This is a genomic window from Sinisalibacter lacisalsi, assembly GCF_014640115.1.
GTDB classification, from domain to species: Bacteria; Pseudomonadota; Alphaproteobacteria; order Rhodobacterales; family Rhodobacteraceae; genus Sinisalibacter; species Sinisalibacter lacisalsi.
Map to the genome: position 1 here is coordinate 40,173 of NZ_BMGI01000004.1, position 17,373 is coordinate 57,545.

Here is a 17,373-nt window from a genome sequence, read left to right on the forward strand (position 1 = left end):
CGGCCTGAAACGGAGAGAGCGCATGTTCCTTTCGACCTTCGAGTTGTTCAAGATCGGGATCGGTCCCTCATCGTCGCACACGATGGGCCCGATGATCGCGGCGAAACGATTCCGCGATGAACTCGCTGGCAGCCTGCCCGGCGGGGTCGGCCGAGTGACGGTGACGCTCCACGGGTCGCTCGCGTTCACCGGACGCGGTCACGCAACCGACCGGGCGATCTGCCTCGGTCTTCTGGGCGAGACCCCGTCGCAACTGGACCCCGACGCAGCGGAGGCGCTGGTGGCCGGCCTCCGGTCAGCCCGGCGCCTGGAACTGGGCGGCGATGCCCGCGTCTCGTTCGATCCCGATCGCGACATCATCTTCGACTACGGCCCGGCCTTGCCGGGGCATGCGAACGGCATGGTTTTCCGGGCGTTCGGCGCAGACGACGCAAACCTTCTCGAGCGCATCTTCTATTCGATCGGCGGGGGCTTCGTGGCGTCCGATAGCGAGCTTGAAGCAACCCGGGCACCCGGAGCGGATGGCGCGCGGTCGAACGTGCCGTTCCCGTTCGCGACGGCGGCGGCGATGCTGGAGATGGGCGCAGAAAGCGGGCTTTCGATCGCCGCGATGAAGCGGGCCAACGAAACGGCATCGGCGCCGGTGCCGGACCTCGATCAGGGTTTGAACCGGATCTGGGCGGCGATGGCGGCATGTATCGAGCGCGGATTGACGTCCGACGGGGTGTTGCCGGGCGGGTTGGGCGTGCGCCGGCGCGCGGCGGACATGCACCGCAAGCTCACCGAAACGAACCCGGCGCGCCAGAAGCTGCCCCATGCCGAGATGGATACGCTCCTGAGCTTCGCCATGGCGGTGAACGAGGAAAACGCGGCAGGCGGGCGGGTTGTCACCGCGCCGACGAACGGTGCGGCCGGCGTGATCCCCGCTGTGCTCAGGTATTACGTCGATCAATGCGATGGTCAGACATCCGGCGGCGTGCACGACTTTCTTCTGACCGCGGCCGCGATTGGCGGGCTGATCAAGCACAACGCGTCGATCTCCGGCGCCGAACTGGGCTGCCAGGGCGAAGTGGGCTCCGCCTCCGCGATGGCTGCGGCCGGGCTCTGTGCCGTTCTGGGTGGCACCAACGCGCAAATCGAGAACGCCGCCGAGATCGCATTGGAGCACCATCTCGGTCTGACCTGTGATCCGGTGGCCGGCTTGGTGCAGGTGCCCTGCATCGAGCGCAACGGGCTGGGCGCGGTGAAGGCGGTTTCGGCCTGTTCGCTCGCGCTGCATGGCGACGGGCGGCATTTCATGCCGCTGGACAATTGTATCGCCGCGATGCGGGCGACGGGGCAGGACATGAGTGACAAGTACAAGGAAACATCGCAGGGTGGACTGGCGGTGAACCTGCCGGCCTGCTGAGCAGAAAGCCGACCGGGAAAAGCCGAGGACGTGTTCGAGGTGCCAGTGCATTGCCTGGCGCCTCTTTTTTTCCCTTCGCACCGGCATCGTTCTTACTACCCTATTGGGTAGTCGATGCATCCAGGGGCGGCCTCTACGGTTTTCTGAATTCGACTTGGAAAGTGAAGCAGCCCATGACGAAAGTCCGTGTCATCACGCCGATCATCTCCGCCGGGTTTCGCGACGATGCCCCGCTCGTGGCCATGGTTCCGAGCGACTGCGAGCTGTCGTCCGTGTTTCTCGACAAGGGGCCGGCTTCGGTCGAGTCCGCCATCGACGAGGTTCTCGCCGCGCCCGGTGTGGTCGACGCGGCCTTGACGGCGCAAGCTGACGGCATCGAGGCCGTGGTCATAGATTGCATGCTCGATCCCGGCCTCGACGCCGCGCGTGAGGCGGTCACGATCCCGGTGATCGGTTGCGGCGAGGCGGGCCTCGCGGCAGCCGCCGAGGCCGGCGCGTTCTCGGTCGTGACGGTGCTCGATCGCCAGGCGCGCGCCTTTCGCGATCTGGCGGCCCAGCACGGGTTGGCAGATCGGCTGACTTCCGTGCGCGGCATCGGGGTTTCGGTTCTCGGCCTCGAGCAGGATCGGCCCGGTTCGATCCGGGCGACGATCGAGGCCTGTCGGCAGGCTGTTGAAGAGGACGGCGCGCGCGCCATCGTGTTTGGCTGCACCGGCATGCTCGGGTTCGCGGGGCCCGTCATGGCGGCGCTGGGTGACAAGCTCGACCGGGTGATCGACCCGTTGCCCCACGCCGTCGCGCTGGCGCATGCGGCTGCCGCGGCAGGAGAGGGAACCGACAAGTCGGTCTACCCGCTCCCCGATCCCAAGATCATCAAAGGGTATGCCGCCTGGGCCGCCCTGAGCCGCCAGATGGAACGCAAGTGATGGCAGCGGATTCGCACATCACCGCGGGGCGGCCTTCACCCGGATACCAGCGTCACCTGAAATGGCTGCTGGTGGTTCCGCTGGCGATCTTTTTCGTGGTGTTCTTCGTCATTCCGGTGGGCCTTTTGTTCGCCACTTCGTTCAATCCCCAGGTTATCGGACAGGTGGCGGTCACCTCGGAACTGACCCTCGACAACTACATCCGTTTCTTCTCCCGGTCGAACTACCTGATGGCCACCGGGCGCTCGGTGCTTTTGGCCACGATCGTTTCGCTGACCACCCTGGTCATCGCCTATCCGATGGCCTTCGTGATCGCGAAAACGAAGAACGCGGCGCGCAATACCGTGCTGTTGATCCTGGTCCTCGCAGCGATGCAGCTCGATATGGTGATCCGCATCTACGGCATGATGGTGATCCTTGGCGATAACGGGCTGATCAACCAGATGCTCGTGGCGATCGGCCTGACCGACCCGGACAACCCGGTTCAGCTGATGTACAACTTCCTCGGGGTCGTGCTCGGACTGGTCCAGTTCTCGCTGCCGTTCATGATCCTCACCCTCGTCGGCGTGATCCGCGGCATCAACCCGAGCCTTGAGGAGGCCGCGCGCAGCCTCGGCGCCACCCCGCGCAGAACCTTCCTGCGGGTCACGGTGCCGGCGTCGATGCCCGGCATCCTGTCTGGCTCGCTGCTGGTCTTCGCGCTTTCCATCAGTTCCTACATCGTGCCCGCGCTGATGGGCGGGTTTCGCGTGGGCGTGCTGCCGATCCACATCTTCCAGCAGGTGGCGGAAGGCGCGCGCTTCCAGTTCGGCGCGACCATCGCGGTCATCCTCTTCCTTATCAGCGCCGGCGCCGTTGCGGTCTACCTCAAGGTCGGTTCGCGCAATTCCGGAGGTCTTGCCTGATGGGACGCACCATTCCCCTGCCGATGCTGATCCTCGCGGTGCTCGGCTTTTGCTACATGCTCCTGCCCATCCTGGTGGTCGTCCTGGCCGGCCTGACCGCCGGCGAGTTCCTGACCTTTCCGCCGGAAGGATTGTCGCTGCGCTGGGTCGTTGCCTTCCTGCAATCGGAAAAATACCTGTCGGCCTTCTTCTTCTCGTTCCGCCTCGCCTTGCTGACGATGATCGTTGCGACGATCCTCGGCACGGCGGCCGCTCTCTTCCTGTCGCGCACCAGGTTCATCGGGCGCGGCGCGATGCGGGCCTTCTTCCTGTCACCGGTCGTCCTGCCCGGCGTGGTGATCGGCTTTTCGCTGTTCGCCTTCTACATCTCCACCGGGATCGGGCTGACGCGGACGATTTGGGGGCTCTGGATCGGCCACATCCTCTATTCGACGCCTTACGTGATCGGCACCGTCGGCGCGGCGCTGGCCAGCTACGACGTGTCGCTCGACGAGGCCGCGCGCAGCCTCGGGGCGTCGCCGATGCGAACCTTCCGCAAGATCACGCTGCCGAACATCAGCCAGGGCATCCAGGCCGGTTCGATCTTCGCCTTCATCGTGAGCTTCGGTCAGTTCGAGGTGTCGCTGTTCCTGTCGGCGCCCAACGCCGAACCCTTGCCGATCGCGATGTACAACTCGCTGCGCTACAAGTTCGACCCCTCGGCCGCCGCGGCCGGCATCTTCGCCATCATCCTGGTGACCGCCTCCGTGCTGCTCACCAACCGCCTGGTCAATATCGGGCGCCTTCTCGAGAAGAAATAAGAAACGACCGAACCCAACCAAGGGAGTATCTCCAATGACCACCAAGAAAACACTTCATACACGCCGCTCGTTCCTGCAGCGCAGCGCCGCGCTCGGGGCGGCCAGTGCAATCCCGTCGACCTTCTACATCAACCACGCCTGGGCTCAGGACACGAGTTACGACGGCGGCGTCTTCGATGCCGGCGGCGCGACACTGAACGTCGGCGAATGGGGCGGCGGCTGGGAAGAATTCGTCCGCAAGGCGCTGACCGACCAGTTCGAGAAGGACTTCAACTGCAAGATCAACTGGGACAGCTCGTTTCCCTGGTTCCCGAAGTTCGTGACCCAGGGCGCGCAGGACCCGGTGTTCGACATCTGTAACTGGAACCTGCCGAACCTTACCCAGACCAAGCAGGCCGGCGACTTCTTCCTGTCCACCGACGAAGTTCGCGAAAACGTGCCCAACGCGGCGGATTGCTGGGATTTCGCCTTCGCCAGCGGCGCGGGCGTGACCTGGGCCTACATGCCCTACGTCTATGCCTACCGGACCGACCGGGGCGACGCGCCCAACAGTTTCCGCGATTTCTGGGCCGACCGCTTTGCCAACAAACGCGGCACCTACGGCACCGAGAACGGGTTGATGCACGCCTTCTTCATGGCCACGGCGCAGGAGTTCGGCAAGGATCAATACGATATGGCGGCCGCCTTCCAGGCCCTCGAAGACGCGATGCCGATGAAGGTTTCCGAATTCACCTTCAACATGCTCTCGCTGCTCGAGCGGGGCGAGGTGGACATCGCCGTGCATATCGAGGGCGAGGCGCTTTCGCTCAAGCGCAAGGGTGCGCCGGTCGACGTCTGGCAGTGGGACAGCCACCCGATCCTGACCCAGACCAAGACCATCAGCCGCTACGCTGACCCGATGCAGAAAAAGCTGGCCTTCGCGCTCCTGAACCGCACGCTCAGCCCCGAGTTCCTCAACGCGTTCGGCGACGAGTTCATGTGGCGCCCGACCAACTCGAAGGCGACGATCACCGCGTCGCTGGCCGAGAACGGCGTGGAAAACACCGCCGCGGCCACCGAGGCCTTCTGGGTGCCGGATTGGGATTTCTTCGTCGAGAACAAGCTCGATATCACCGAGCGCCTCAATCAGATCTTCGGTCTCTGACCGGGCAATGAGGGGCCGGGTATGATCCCGGCCCCGTGGTTCCCGCGCTCATCAAGGAAAGCCAGATGTCTTCCGTAGAATTCCAGGGTGTCAGTAAGAAGTTCGGCGGCACGGTCGCGGTCGAGAAGACGGATATCGCCATCGAACAGGGCGAGTTCTTCTCGATGCTGGGGCCTTCCGGCTGCGGCAAGTCCACGACGCTCCGGATGTTGGCGGGGTTCATCGCGCCCACCACCGGCCGGATCTTGGTCAACGGCCGCGACATCACCGACCTGCCGCCGGAAGCGCGCGGGATTGGCATCGTGTTCCAGAATTACGCCATCTTCCCGCACATGAACGTCTTCGACAACATCGCCTTCGGGTTGGTGGAGCGCAAGCAAGACAAGGCGACGATCAAGCGAAAGGTCGAGGCCACGTTGGCGCAGGTTGGCTTGACGGGCTACGAGGGGCGCTTCGAGCGCGAGCTGTCGGGCGGTCAGAAGCAACGGGTCGCGCTGGCGCGCGTGCTGGTGATCGAGCCGGAGATCCTTCTGCTCGACGAACCGCTTTCGGCGCTCGACAAACAGATGCGCGAAGAGATGAAATTCTGGATCAAGGATATCCAGAAATCCATCGGCATCACCACGGTCTACGTCACCCACGACCAGTCCGAGGCCCTCACCATGTCGGACCGTATCGCGGTGATGAACGAGGGGAGGATGCTTCAGATCGGCTCCCCGGTCGATATCTACGAGAAGCCGTCTTCCCGGTTCATCGCGGAGTTCATCGGGGATTCGAACCTTCTGCGGGCGAGTGTCACGGAGCTCACCGACACGGGCTGCGTGGTCGACCTGGGCGAGGGTGTCGCGGTTCCCGCACGGGTGTCCGACGCGGTTTCCGTCGCCCCGGGTGAGCCGGTCGGCCTGTTGCTGCGCCCGGAAATGGTGCGGCTGATGCCTGCCCATGACGGCGAGAAACCTCGCCTGAGCGGCAAGATTGTCGACGAGGTCTACCAGGGCGCCTTGCGTCGATATCGCGTGGCCGCCGGCACGCACGAGCTGGTGGTGGAAGTTCCAAACCGCCCGGAGCTGGTGCGGATGGCCGCGGGCACGCCGGTTGACCTGTTCTGGAGTGCGGAAAGCGGCGTTGCCGTTCCCTGAAAAGCGCGTTGATCCACGTGCGAAACCCTTAATCCCGCGAGCCATGTGAGCCGCGGTATGGAGATTGCGATGGCAGATTTGGTGTTGAGAAACCGACAGGATGTCGAGGATTTCGTCAGGGGTTGCGCCTTCTACGCAACCGGCGGTGGCGGGTTGCCGGCGAACGGGATCGCGTCGCTGATGAGCGAGATCGACGCCGGGCGCGAGATGGTGATGGCCGACTGGGAAAGCCTCGCCGATGATGCCGTCACGGCGTGTCCGTTCCTCATGGGCTCCATCGCGCCGCACACGCCCGAGGTGCTGGCCGAGATGGAGGGGTTCGGTTTCACCGAGGTCGTCAACACCGAGAAGGACCGGATGCGCAAGGCGATCGAGGAACTCGAAGCCTACATGGGCGTGACCATCGACGCGATCGTCCCGATCGAGCTTGCCGGGGCCAATACCTCCGCTGCCGTCGCCGCCGCGTCGGAGATGGGCAAAATGGTTATGAACGGTGACTACACCGGTCGGGCCATCCCCGAGATCCAGCAGACGACGCCCTATCTTCACGACAAGAAGATCACCCCGATTTCCTCCGTCGATGCCTGGGGAAACGTCTGTTTCATCAAGGATGCCACCAACTACCGCGTCGCCGAGCGCCTTGGAAAGCTCATCAGCGCGGGCGCTTATGGCCTGGCGGGGCAGGCTGGCTTCGTTCTGTCCGGCAGGGAGACCAAGGATCTCCTCGTCAAGAACAGCCTCACTGAATGCCATGACCTGGGCGTCCTGATCCGCACATCGCGGGAAGAGGGCGCCGACCCGGTGGCGCGCGTGGTTGACGCGCTCGGCGGCTGGGAGATCCATCGCGGCACATTGGTCGATATAGATGACGAAGACCGGATCGGGTATTACTGGGGCACGCATACGATCACCGGCGAAGGCACCCATTCGGGCAAGCAGGCCAAGGTCTGGTTCAAGAACGAGCACCACGTCTGCTGGGTCGATGACGCGCCGGTCGTGACCAGCCCCGACATCATCGTGATCGTCGACAGCGAGACCGGCGAACCGGTTCCCAATCCGCTTGCCCGCGTCGGGATGAAGGTGGCGATCCTCGCCTTCCCGAGCCGGCCGGAATTCAAGAACGACAAGGCGGTGGATATCCTCGGGCCGCGGTATTTCGGGTTCGACATTGATTACCGGCCGATCGAGGAAACGATGGCGGACCGGGCTTAGGCCCGGATCCCCCTGTCGGTTTCGGGGTGACGCGGCGGAGCGATTGCCGGGTCGCCCACCGCCCGGTTTCGGCGGCGCTCTGGCAAAGGGGCGCGGCGGGACCCGGCGTGGCGCGGACCATCGCCATCGTCCCGGTCGCGACCCTCGGCCATCTCGGCCTGATCGCCGCGCTCGTGCGCCCGCCGGGGGCTGATCTTGGCGCACCCGGTTCGCGCTTGGGCCGTTCGAATGGCTGCTGCGGCGGATCACCTATGCGGGGGTGCGCGCCCGACGTCTATGACTTGCCAGCCGCGGGGCGCGGTCGCTATGTGATCGCGATACGAAAGAGGGGCGGGATGGCAAAGCAGGTTCGGCGAAATTCCTGGGCGCTCGTGTCCTGATGGCGCGGGGTCGGCGCAGCGCGCGCGGGCTGGCGGCGGGCCTGTCGTTCCTGCGGGTCCGCTTCGGGCACCTCTGGCTGCTGTTCGCCGCGCTCCTAGCGCTGGGGGTGAGCGGCCTTCCCAAGGTGACCTTCGACAACGCGCTGCTGCGGTTTTTCGAGAGCGATTTCCCGGCCTATGCGGAGTTCGTCGAGGTTTCGCGTGACTTCGAAAGCGACAGCAACGACGTGATCTTGCTGTTCGAGGCCGATGATCTCGCCGATCCGGTGGTGCTCGAAGCGGCGTCGGCGGTGCTGCTGGAAGCGCAGTTCATCGACGGTGTGCGCGCCGCCATCTCGCCGTTCTCGATCGAGATCGCCGCCGAAGATGGGCGCACCGAGCCGCTCGTGCCTTACCCGCCGCCCGATGCCGCGCGCATGGCGGAGCGGTTCGACGCGGTGCGCGGCGAAACGCCGGCGCTGCGCCGGCTGCTGGCGGAAGACCGGGCCGCGATGATCGCGGTTCTGCCGCTGGTCGCGGAGGAGGCGGTTCAGGCCGATGCACTCGCCGCGCTCGCGGCGCTCGTCGAACGGGCGGAGGGGGGCGGTGAAATCCGGGTCCGGTTGGCCGGCTACCCGGTGTTGCGCGCGAAACTGGCGCAGGGGCTGATCCTCGACGTGATCCTGCTCAACGCGATCGGGGCCGCCGTTGGCTTCGTCGTGGCGTCGATCGCCCTGCGCAGCGTCGCCCTGGGGGTGCTGACCCTTCCGGGGCCGCTGATTGCGCTCGTGCTCTGCCTCGGTGTCTTCGGTCACCTCGGGGTGGCGGTGACGACCGTTTCGGTCACCCTGCCGGTTCTGGTGATGATCCTCGCCACCATCGATTCGATCCACATCATCTTTGAGCGGACCCGCCAGGGCGATCGCGAGAGCCGCCGCGCGACGCTGCGCGCGGTTCGGCGCATCGCCGCGGCCTGCGTGTTCGCAGCCATCACCACGGCCATCGCCTTCGCCGTCCTCACGCTGTCGCGGGCCGAGATCATCGCCGAGCTGGGCGCAATGGGCGCCGGGGTTCTGCTGTTGTCGGTGGTGATGGTGCTCCTGACCCAGAGCCTCGTGCTCGCGGCGGCGGGGCGGAGGCCGTATTTCCGCGAGAAGTTCGCGCGGGTCGCCCAACGGCCGCCGAGCGGCTGGCGGTTCATCCATCTGCCCCGCGTCGCGCTGTCGCAGCCGCGCGGGGTGACCCTTGCCGCCATCACTCTGCTCGCCGCCGCCCTGGTGGTCTACAGCCAGGCAGGCCCCCGGTATTTCGTGCTCGACAGCCTCGCGGAACACGATCCGTTGCGCATCACCTTCAACGATGTCGAGGAAAAGGTCAGTCCGATCTCGATGCTCGAAGTGGCGGTGCGCGGCACTTCGCCGGCGCTTCTGGGCGCGGTCGAAGCGAGCATTGCCGAGGTCACGGGGAGCGATCTCGTCCAGTCGGCTGCCTCGGTTGCCGGCACCGCACCGGGCGGCATCGACGGCGCACCCGATGTCATTGCCGGCCGGCTGCTCTCGCAGGACGAAACCCGGGCGCTCGTCACCGTGCCGTTCCGCTACCAGAGCGGGGCCGAGACCCTGGCGCTCGCGGCGCGGGTCGACGCGGCGCTGGCTGAGAACCCCGCGCTCGCCGGTGCCGAGATCAGCCCGGCGACGGGCATGTCGGTGATGTCGGCGGCGGTGATCAGCGGCATCCTGACCGAACTCAACCGGGGCCTCGCGATCGCGGTTCTTGCCGTCGCCGTGCTGATCGGGTTGTGGCTCCGGTCGGCGCGGATCGCCCTGATCGCGCTCATCCCCAATCTTCTGCCGGTGGCGCTGATCGGCGGCTGGCTGGCGTTTTCGGGGCAGGGGATCGAACTGGCAAACGGGCTGGCGCTCACCGTCGCCTTCGGCGTCGCGGTGGACGATACGCTGCACGTGTTGAACCGCATCCGCCTCAGCGGCGGGTTCGCGCGGATCGAACCGGCCCGCCTGCGCGCGGCGATGCGCGAGGCGACGCCGGTTCTGGTGACCACCTCGGCCGTGCTGGTCCTCGGATTCGGCGGCTCGGCCTTCGCCGCGACGCAGGAGGTTGCCGATTTCGGCACCATCGCCACGTCGGTCTTCGTGCTGGCTCTGTTCGCCGATTTGCTGGTTCTGCCGGCCGCAGTTGCATTCCTGGGCCCGCGTTTCTACCTTTCCGCTCGAAAAGGACAGCGATGACACATCCCTTCAGAATTCTGATCGTCGCGGCCAGTCTTGGCGCAGGCCCGGCGCAGGCGGCCGATCTTTTCGCGGCGGTTGGCGGCTGGATCGGCTCCGGCAGCCTGGCCACCACCGTCGAGCGCCCGATGCAGCCCGCAAGGTGCGAGGTCGATGTCGAACCGAAGGCGCCCGGCACGGATGTGAGCGTCACCGGCAAATGCCTCGTCTCGATCGGCGGGTCCGACATTTCGTTTCGCATCCTGCGCGCCGGGGAGGGGCGCGTGCGCGGGGCGATGTGGTCGGCCGCGACCGACGAGGTGCTGCAACTGACCGGCAGCGAGAAGGACGGCGCGGTCGACATGCGCGCGACGACGCCCCTGGTGGAGAACGGCAGGCGCTATGAAACCATGATCACCGTGCGGGAACCGGATGCTGAAAGCTTCGCGATACGCCAGATGGTGCGGGCTGACGAGGCCGAGCCATGGCGCGTGATCGTCGACATGACATACCGGCAGCGCTGAGCCTCGTGGCCGGAACCTTTGCCGCATCCATCTTGCGCAGGGGAGCGTATAGTGGGGTGAGCGGGAGCGAACGGGGGGTGAATGCCGGTCAGCGACATGAATTTTGACGCCGTATTCGTCGGCGGCGGATTGGCGAGCTGCCTCTCGGCCCTTCGCCTGCGCGCGGCCCGGCCGGACGCCCGGATTGCGATCTTCGAGGCCGGCCCCGCGATCTGTGGCAACCACACCTGGTCGTTCCACGGCCCCGACGTGAGCGCCGAGGCGCATGGCTGGCTGGCGCCGATGGTGGCCCACCGCTGGGAGCGGCAGCACGTGATCTTCCCGCGCTATTCGCGGATGCTGGAAACCCCCTACATGTGCCTCACCTCGGAAACCCTGCGCGCACAGGTGCGCGCCGCCGAGGGGATCGAGGTGTTCGAGAGCCGGCCCGTCGCCGCCATCGCCGCCGAGGGATTGACCCTCGAGGACGGGGGCAGCGTTGCCGCGGCTTGCGTGTTCGACGGGCGCGGCTTCGCGCCCAGCCCGGCGTCCGAGATCGGGTTCCAGAAGTTCCTTGGCCTCGAGGTCGAATGCGCCGCGCCACATGGGCTGGAGGCCCCGGTGATCATGGACGCCACCGTGCCGCAGCGCGACGGCTATTGCTTCATCTACCTTTTGCCGTTCTCGCCCACCCGGGTTCTGATCGAGGAAACCTATTACAGCGACGGTCACGATCTTTCGCCTCAGGTGCTGGAAGAAAACATCCGCGGCTATGCCGCCGCGCGCGGCTGGCAGATCGAGACGGTGGTGCGGCGCGAGCAGGGCGTGCTGCCGATCGCGCTCACGCTTGATGCCGAGGCGCTCTGGCGCGATCTGCCCGGCACCGCCGTGCCGATCGGGCTGCGCGCGCATCTGTTCCACCCGGTCACCGGCTACAGCCTGCCGACGGCGGTGGACACCGCCGGGCGCATCGCCGCCCACACCGGTCCGCTCACCACCGGGGCGCTGCGCGCCGTGCTGCAGGCTCAGGTGATCTCCACCGCCGGGCGCAACGTATTCCTCAGGATGCTGAACCGGATGCTGTTTCGTGCGGCCGAGCCGGAAAAGCGTTACCTTGTCCTGCAAAGGTTCTATGGCCTGCGCGAGGGCTTGATCGAACGGTTCTATGCGGGGCGGCCGACGCTGGCCGACAAGGCCCGCATTCTCGCCGGCAAACCGCCAGTTCCGATTGGCAAAGCAATGGGATGTATCCGTGAATAGACCTGCCAGCGCAGACGAGCTGAAAACCCCGGGCAGCCGGGCCATCGTGATCGGCGCCGGGTTCGGCGGGCTGGCGCTCGCGATCCGGCTGCAGAGCGCCGGGATCGCCACCACCGTTCTGGAGAAGCGCGACAAGCCGGGCGGGCGGGGCTACGTCTACGAGCAGGACGGCTTCAGGTTCGATGGCGGGCCGACGGTGATCACCGACCCGGATGCGCTGAAGGAGCTCTGGCAGCTCTCGGGCCGAAACATCGACGATTACGTGACCTTGATGCCCGTCTCGCCGTTCTACCAGCTGTGCTGGGAAGACGGCACGCGGTTCGATTACGTCAACGATCAGGATGAGTTGAACGCCCAGATCTCGAAGCTCTCGCCGAAGGACGTGGACGGGTACAAGAAGTTCATGGCCTATTCCGAGGATGTCTACCGCGAGGGATACCTCAAGCTCGGCGCGGTGCCGTTCCTCGATTTCAAGAGCATGATGAAGGCGGCGCCGCAGCTGGTGCGGGTGGGCGCCTACCGGTCGGTCTATTCCAAGGTGTCGTCGTTCATCGAGAACGAATACCTGCGCCAGGCGTTCTCGTTCCACACCCTGCTGGTGGGGGGCAACCCGTTTCAGACCTCCTCGATCTACGCCCTGATCCATGCGCTCGAGCGCCGTGGCGGGGTGTGGTGGGCCAAGGGCGGCACCGGCGCGCTGGTGCAGGGCATGGTCAAGCTGTTCGAGGATCTCGGCGGCACGCTGCGGACTTCGGCCGAGGTTGAACGGATGGTGACGCAAGGCAACCGGATCACCGGCGTGCAGGTGGCGGGCGAGGTTCTCGAGGCCGATCTCGTGGCCTCGAACGCCGACGTGGTGCACACCTATGGCAAGCTGCTCGGCGGCACCAAGCGCGGGAAATCCTATGCCCGCAGCCTGAAGAAGAAACGCTTCTCGATGTCGCTGTTCGTGACCTATTTCGGCCTGAAAGGCGCGCCCGAGAACCTGCGCCACCACATGATCCTGTTCGGCAAGCGCTACAAAGGGCTGATCGACGAGATCTTCAAGGCCGACAAGCTTGCGGACGATTTCTCGCTCTACCTGCATTGCCCCTCGGTGACCGATCCGAGCGTCGCGCCGGAGGGCCACAGCACCTATTACGTGCTCTCGCCGGTGCCGCACCTGGGCACCTCGGAGATTGACTGGGAGGTGGAGGGCCCGCGCTACCGCGAGCGGATCTTCGACTACCTCGAGAAGCACTACATCCCCGATCTGCGCGAACGGCTCGTGACCTCGCATATCCTCACGCCGCACGGCTTTCGCGATGATCTGAACTCGCATCTCGGCTCGGCGTTTTCGGTGGAGCCGATCCTCACGCAATCGGCCTGGTTCCGCCCGCATAACCGCGACGCCTCGATCCCCAACCTCTACATCGTTGGCGCCGGCACCCATCCGGGCGCGGGGATTCCCGGCGTGGTGGGCTCGGCGAAGGCCACGGCGGGGCTGATGATCGAGGACGCGAAGGCCAGGGCCCCCGCATGACCGGGGCCGCCGCCGACCTGGTTCGTTTCGGCGAGCAATCCATCGCCAAGGGCTCGAAGAGCTTCGGCATGGCCGCCAGGCTGTTCCGCCCCGAGATCCGCGCCGACGTGGTGATGCTCTACGCCTGGTGCCGCCATGCCGACGACCTGATCGACGGGCAGGAGTTCGGCTTCGGCCAGGAGGCCGACCACCGCGAGGGCCAGAACGAACGGCTGCTGGAACTGAAGGCGAAAACCGCCCAGGCGTTGAGCGGCGCGCAGGTGGACGATCCGGCTTTCGACGTGCTGATCTCGGTGACCCGCAACAACGAGATCCCCGCCCGCCATCCGCAGGACCTGATCGAGGGTTTCGAGATGGACGTGAACGAGCGCAGCTATGCCACTCTGGGGGACACGCTCGATTATTGCTACCACGTCGCCGGGGTTGTGGGGGTGATGATGGCGATGGTGATGGGCGCGCGCGCGGCGCGGGTGCTCGACCGGGCGAGCGATCTCGGCCTCGCCTTCCAGCTCACCAACATCGCGCGCGATATTGTCGACGATGCCGGGGTTGGCCGCCGCTACGTGCCCGAAGATGTGCTCGCGCGCCACGGTCTCAACGGTGAAACCTACGCCGCGCCGCAGAACCGCGCCGCGCTTCATGCCGCCGCCTGCGATCTGCTGGACGAGGCGGAGAAATACTACGCCTCGGCCCGCTGGGGCTTGCCGGCGCTCGACTGGCGGTCTGCCTGGGCCATCGCCTCGGCGGCGCGGGTCTACCGCGCCATTGGGCAGAAGCTGCGTCGCAAGGGGAGCAGGGCGTGGGAAAAACGGATCTCGACCGGCAAGCTCACCAAGATCGGGCTCGTCCTGCTGGCGCTGGGCGACGTGATCGCCTCGCGCTTCCGGCGCGAAGAGAACGGCCCCGACCGCGACTGGCTCTACAGCCGGCCCACCGGCGCGTCCTGAACCTGCGCCGCGTCCTCTTCGCTTTCGTACATCGCCAGATGCATCTCTTCGCGGTTGCGGCGCAGCTCTTCCTTGAGCCTGTCGACCGGCGGCGCCCAGATGAAGCCGAATGAAACGCAGCCGTCGCGGCCCTTGACCGCGTGGTGCAGCCGGTGCGCCTGATAGACCCGTTTCAGATAACCGCTGCGGGGCACGTACTTGAACGGCCAGCGGTGATGCACGAGCCCGTCATGCGCCATGAAATAGAGCGCGCCGTAGGCGGTCACCCCGGTCGCGATCCAGAACAGCCAGTCGCCGAGCCAGAGCGAGAGGGCGAACAGCAGGATCGCGGTCGCAGAGCCGACGACGGCGTAGAGATCGTTTTTCTCCAGGCCGCCCTCGTGCGGAACATGGTGCGATTTGTGCCAGCCCCAGCCCCAGCCATGCATGATGTACTTGTGCGACCACCAGGCGATGAATTCCATCACCGCGATGGTGACGAGCACGATCAGCGCAGGCAGGATCACCGAACCGAACATGACAAACCCTCTCCGTATCCCCGCTGCACGGGACCGCTATACCGTCAGGCGGGCTGTTCCGAAACCTGTTTGAAGACGCGACAAATCAACTCGGCGATTTCATCCTGCTGCAGGCCGGACCGCTCCAGCGCCGCGCTCGCCTTCTCGAGATGGGAGCGGCAATCGCTGGATGCGGCCTCGAAGCCGGCAAGGCGGATCAGGGTCGCGCTGCCATCGTCCTTGTGGCTGTCTTTCCCGGTTTCCTCGCTCGTCGCGATCTGGTCGAGGATGTCGTCGCGGGTCTGGAAGGCGAGGCCGAGGTGATGGGCGAAGCCGCGCACCTCGTCGAGCTGGGCTTGCGACGCGCCGGCGGCGATGGCCCCGAGCTCGGCGGCGGCGACGAAGAGCACGCCGGTTTTCATCCAGTTGATGGTGTCGAGGTCCTCCGCCGACTGCGCCGTGGCCTTCTCGCGCAGATCGAGTTCCTGCCCGGCGACAAGGCCCGCGGTTCCGATCGCCTCGGTGAGCACGCGCATCGCACGGGCGCGGATCGTCTCGTCATGGCTCGGCGCCCTGGCGATCTGTTCGTAGGCGAGGTTCATCAGGCCGATGGCGGCGAGAATCGCCGTGGCCTCGCCATAGATCCGGTGCACCGCCGGCCGGCCACGCCGCATCGTGGCATCGTCCATGCTCGGCAGGTCGTCGAGGATGAGCGAGGCGCAGTGCACGAACTCGACCGCGGCGCCCGCCGCGTGCGCGAATTCCGCATTGCGCCCGCCAGCGGCCTTGTTGATCATCATGCACAGGATCGGACGGACCCGTTTCCCCCCGGCGAGGATCGCATCGCGCATGGCGGCGTGAAGCGTCGCGGGCGCACCGGCGCATTCGGAAAGCCGGGCCTCGAGGTAACGCTCCGCCCGGTCCCGCGTTTCGGAGACCGGATCAGCCAAGGGTTCGGCGGCGTCGGTTTGCTGTGTGTTCATCAACAAGTGAGATCACTCCTCCGCCTTTTCTCACTCAGGTCATAAGGTTAATACGTCAGATACTTGAAACCGGATGACATTTTCGTGCGTAGACTGCCATAACCGCGTGTTTCTGGCCAGAACGCGGTTGGCGTGAACGGGAGGATCAGCGTGGGAAATCACCATGTGGAGCGCAAGGAAGATCACATTCGGATCGTTCTCGACCGCAAAAGCAGCCAATCCGCACTGACCACCGGTCTCGAGACGGTTCGTTTCCTGCACAACGCCCTGCCGGATCTCGATCTCGGCGAGATCGACCTGTCATGCACGCTCGCCGGGCGGCGGATCGCCGCCCCGGTTCTGGTCAGTTCGATGACCGGCGGCCCGGTGCGCACCGCCGAGATCAATCACAACATCGCGGCGGCCTGCCAGGCGCTGGGCCTGCCGTTCGGCGTCGGGTCGCAGCGGGTGGCGCTGGATCATGGCGGCATGGCCGGGCTGGGGCCCGAGCTGCGCCGGATCGCGCCGGACGTGCCGATCTTCGGCAATCTCGGCGCGGCACAATTGCGCGGCGACGACGCGTTCGACATGGCCCGCCGCGCGGTGGAGATGATCGGAGCCGATGCCCTGTTCATCCATCTCAACCCGTTGCAGGAGGCGATCCAGCCGGAGGGCGACCGCAACTGGCGCGGCCTGTTCGACCGGATCGCCGCACTGGCCGAGACGCTGGGCGTTCCGGTCGCGGTCAAGGAGGTGGGTTTCGGCCTGTCCGCCTCGCTGTGCCGCCGGCTGCACGAGGCGGGTGTTCAGATCCTGGACGTGGCCGGGGCAGGGGGCACCAACTGGGCGCGGGTCGAAGCCGCCCGCGCCACGCCGGACCGGCACGCCCTCGGCGCCACCTTCGCCGATTGGGGGATCCCCACCGCGCAGGCCATCCGGCAGGCCCGCGCGGCGGTGCCGGGCGCCACGATCATCGGCTCGGGCGGGCTCTCGTCCGGCCTCGACGTGGCCCGCGCCATCCGCCTCGGCGCAGACATCGGCGCGATCGCCGCAGGGGTTCTGAAGGACGCGATCGCGTCGCAGGGCGACCTGGAGGCCCGGCTGTCGGCGGTTGTCGAGGAATTGCGGATCACCTGTTTCTGCACCGGCTCCGCCGATCTCGACGCGTTGCGGCGGGCCGACCTGATGCCGGACCAGCTTCCCCCGACATGAGCCGGGCGCGCGATCCCCGGTCAGGACGGTTTGCGCGGCAGGATGGAAATATCGGTGACCAGGGCCTTCAACCGGTAGCCCTTGTCCATCATCCTGTCGATCTCGACCAGAACCCGCTCGAGGCGCGGCTCCGACAGGATGATATAGATCAGGATGTTGGTGTCGATATCCAGCATCCCCGATTGGATGCCGCTGGCGCCGGCGCCGTGACCGGATACGACGGTGTATCCGCCGATCCCGTGCGGCGCCAGTTTCTTCAGGATCATTTCCTCCAACTGCTTGGAAGTGATGATGGTCAGAAGTTTCTTTTGTTCGAGGGAACGCATTTCAATTCCTCCTGGTCGCCCCGTCC

At 66.0% G+C, this 17,373-nt stretch carries 16 protein-coding genes; 13 read left to right on the forward strand and 3 right to left on the reverse strand.

Features of this window, described 5'->3' with window-relative positions; all coding sequences use genetic code 11:
• Positions 1-22: 22 nt before the first annotated feature.
• The 12 genes from IEW01_RS12180 to IEW01_RS12235 all read left to right on the forward strand — a co-directional run bounded on the left by IEW01_RS12180 (position 23) and on the right by IEW01_RS12235 (position 14,350).
• Positions 23-1,408 (forward strand): L-serine ammonia-lyase, encoded by a 1,386-nt coding sequence (locus IEW01_RS12180; protein WP_188528060.1) that lies wholly within the window; start codon positions 23-25, stop codon positions 1,406-1,408.
• Between the two features lie 173 nt (positions 1,409-1,581).
• Positions 1,582-2,334 (forward strand): aspartate/glutamate racemase family protein, encoded by a 753-nt coding sequence (locus tag IEW01_RS12185; protein ID WP_188528062.1) that lies wholly within the window; start codon positions 1,582-1,584, stop codon positions 2,332-2,334.
• A complete protein-coding gene (locus tag IEW01_RS12190; RefSeq protein ID WP_188528064.1) occupies positions 2,334-3,239 on the forward strand; it encodes an ABC transporter permease in 906 nt (301 codons plus the stop codon). Before IEW01_RS12185 ends, IEW01_RS12190 begins: the two co-directional genes overlap by 1 nt.
• Positions 3,239-4,039: an ABC transporter permease gene (locus IEW01_RS12195; RefSeq protein ID WP_188528066.1), complete on the forward strand. Its 801-nt coding sequence runs from the start codon at positions 3,239-3,241 to the stop codon at positions 4,037-4,039. The genes IEW01_RS12190 and IEW01_RS12195 overlap by 1 nt, the downstream gene beginning before the upstream one ends.
• A 34-nt stretch (positions 4,040-4,073) precedes the next feature.
• A complete protein-coding gene (locus IEW01_RS12200) occupies positions 4,074-5,183 on the forward strand; it encodes an extracellular solute-binding protein (protein WP_188528068.1) in 1,110 nt (369 codons plus the stop codon).
• A 65-nt stretch (positions 5,184-5,248) separates the two neighbouring features.
• Complete coding sequence (locus tag IEW01_RS12205) at positions 5,249-6,322, forward strand: ABC transporter ATP-binding protein (protein ID WP_188528071.1); 1,074 nt, start codon at positions 5,249-5,251, stop codon at positions 6,320-6,322.
• Between the two features lie 69 nt (positions 6,323-6,391).
• Positions 6,392-7,534, forward strand: coding sequence for an S-methyl thiohydantoin desulfurase family protein (locus IEW01_RS12210; RefSeq protein WP_188528072.1), 1,143 nt, complete (start codon positions 6,392-6,394; stop codon positions 7,532-7,534).
• Positions 7,535-7,913: 379 nt separating this feature from the next.
• The gene (locus IEW01_RS12215) at positions 7,914-10,139 is read left to right on the forward strand and encodes an efflux RND transporter permease subunit (RefSeq protein WP_188528074.1); all 2,226 of its coding nucleotides are present in this window, start codon (positions 7,914-7,916) and stop codon (positions 10,137-10,139) included.
• A complete protein-coding gene (locus IEW01_RS12220) occupies positions 10,136-10,642 on the forward strand; it encodes a hypothetical protein (RefSeq protein ID WP_188528076.1) in 507 nt (168 codons plus the stop codon). The genes IEW01_RS12215 and IEW01_RS12220 overlap by 4 nt, the downstream gene beginning before the upstream one ends.
• A 96-nt stretch (positions 10,643-10,738) precedes the next feature.
• Positions 10,739-11,881 carry a lycopene beta-cyclase CrtY gene (gene crtY, locus IEW01_RS12225; RefSeq protein ID WP_229738237.1) on the forward strand — a complete coding sequence of 381 codons (1,143 nt, stop codon included), beginning with the start codon at positions 10,739-10,741 and terminating at the stop codon, positions 11,879-11,881.
• Complete coding sequence (locus IEW01_RS12230) at positions 11,874-13,403, forward strand: phytoene desaturase (protein ID WP_229738238.1); 1,530 nt, start codon at positions 11,874-11,876, stop codon at positions 13,401-13,403. The genes crtY and IEW01_RS12230 overlap by 8 nt, the downstream gene beginning before the upstream one ends.
• Positions 13,400-14,350 carry a phytoene/squalene synthase family protein gene (locus IEW01_RS12235; protein ID WP_188528082.1) on the forward strand — a complete coding sequence of 317 codons (951 nt, stop codon included), beginning with the start codon at positions 13,400-13,402 and terminating at the stop codon, positions 14,348-14,350. The genes IEW01_RS12230 and IEW01_RS12235 overlap by 4 nt, the downstream gene beginning before the upstream one ends.
• Here the strand turns inward: IEW01_RS12235 and IEW01_RS12240 are convergent.
• Together IEW01_RS12240 and IEW01_RS12245 are read right to left on the reverse strand one after the other, a co-directional pair.
• Complete coding sequence (locus IEW01_RS12240; protein ID WP_188528085.1) at positions 14,323-14,868, reverse strand: sterol desaturase family protein; 546 nt, start codon at positions 14,866-14,868, stop codon at positions 14,323-14,325. The genes IEW01_RS12235 and IEW01_RS12240 overlap by 28 nt on opposite strands.
• Positions 14,869-14,912: 44 nt before the next feature.
• Positions 14,913-15,830 (reverse strand): polyprenyl synthetase family protein, encoded by a 918-nt coding sequence (locus tag IEW01_RS12245; protein WP_188528087.1) that lies wholly within the window; start codon positions 15,828-15,830, stop codon positions 14,913-14,915.
• 150 nt (positions 15,831-15,980) lie between these two features.
• On the opposite strand from IEW01_RS12245, the gene fni reads away from it, so the two are divergent.
• On the forward strand, positions 15,981-17,021 hold the full coding sequence (fni, locus tag IEW01_RS12250) for a type 2 isopentenyl-diphosphate Delta-isomerase (protein WP_188528089.1): 1,041 nt from the start codon (positions 15,981-15,983) through the stop codon (positions 17,019-17,021).
• A 20-nt stretch (positions 17,022-17,041) separates the two neighbouring features.
• On the opposite strand, the gene IEW01_RS12255 is transcribed toward fni, so the two are convergent.
• Positions 17,042-17,347 carry a DUF190 domain-containing protein gene (locus IEW01_RS12255; RefSeq protein WP_188528092.1) on the reverse strand — a complete coding sequence of 102 codons (306 nt, stop codon included), beginning with the start codon at positions 17,345-17,347 and terminating at the stop codon, positions 17,042-17,044.
• Between the last annotated feature and the right edge of the window lie 26 nt (positions 17,348-17,373).

Excerpts from the sequence above, each read along its gene's own strand:
- IEW01_RS12215 (WP_188528074.1), top strand. The coding sequence starts at position 7,914 with ATGGCGCGGGGTCGGCGCAGCGCGCGCGGGCTGGCGGCGGGCCTGTCG.
- IEW01_RS12255 (WP_188528092.1), bottom strand. The coding sequence starts at position 17,347 with ATGCGTTCCCTCGAACAAAAGAAACTTCTGACCATCATCACTTCCAAG.
- IEW01_RS12210 (WP_188528072.1), top strand. The coding sequence starts at position 6,392 with ATGGCAGATTTGGTGTTGAGAAACCGACAGGATGTCGAGGATTTCGTC.
- crtY (WP_229738237.1), top strand. The coding sequence starts at position 10,739 with ATGAATTTTGACGCCGTATTCGTCGGCGGCGGATTGGCGAGCTGCCTC.
- IEW01_RS12195 (WP_188528066.1), top strand. The coding sequence starts at position 3,239 with ATGGGACGCACCATTCCCCTGCCGATGCTGATCCTCGCGGTGCTCGGC.
- IEW01_RS12220 (WP_188528076.1), top strand. The coding sequence starts at position 10,136 with ATGACACATCCCTTCAGAATTCTGATCGTCGCGGCCAGTCTTGGCGCA.
- IEW01_RS12240 (WP_188528085.1), bottom strand. The coding sequence starts at position 14,868 with ATGTTCGGTTCGGTGATCCTGCCTGCGCTGATCGTGCTCGTCACCATC.
- IEW01_RS12180 (WP_188528060.1), top strand. The coding sequence starts at position 23 with ATGTTCCTTTCGACCTTCGAGTTGTTCAAGATCGGGATCGGTCCCTCA.
- IEW01_RS12200 (WP_188528068.1), top strand. The coding sequence starts at position 4,074 with ATGACCACCAAGAAAACACTTCATACACGCCGCTCGTTCCTGCAGCGC.
- IEW01_RS12185 (WP_188528062.1), top strand. The coding sequence starts at position 1,582 with ATGACGAAAGTCCGTGTCATCACGCCGATCATCTCCGCCGGGTTTCGC.
- IEW01_RS12205 (WP_188528071.1), top strand. The coding sequence starts at position 5,249 with ATGTCTTCCGTAGAATTCCAGGGTGTCAGTAAGAAGTTCGGCGGCACG.
- IEW01_RS12190 (WP_188528064.1), top strand. The coding sequence starts at position 2,334 with ATGGCAGCGGATTCGCACATCACCGCGGGGCGGCCTTCACCCGGATAC.
- IEW01_RS12245 (WP_188528087.1), bottom strand. The coding sequence starts at position 15,830 with ATGAACACACAGCAAACCGACGCCGCCGAACCCTTGGCTGATCCGGTC.
- IEW01_RS12235 (WP_188528082.1), top strand. The coding sequence starts at position 13,400 with ATGACCGGGGCCGCCGCCGACCTGGTTCGTTTCGGCGAGCAATCCATC.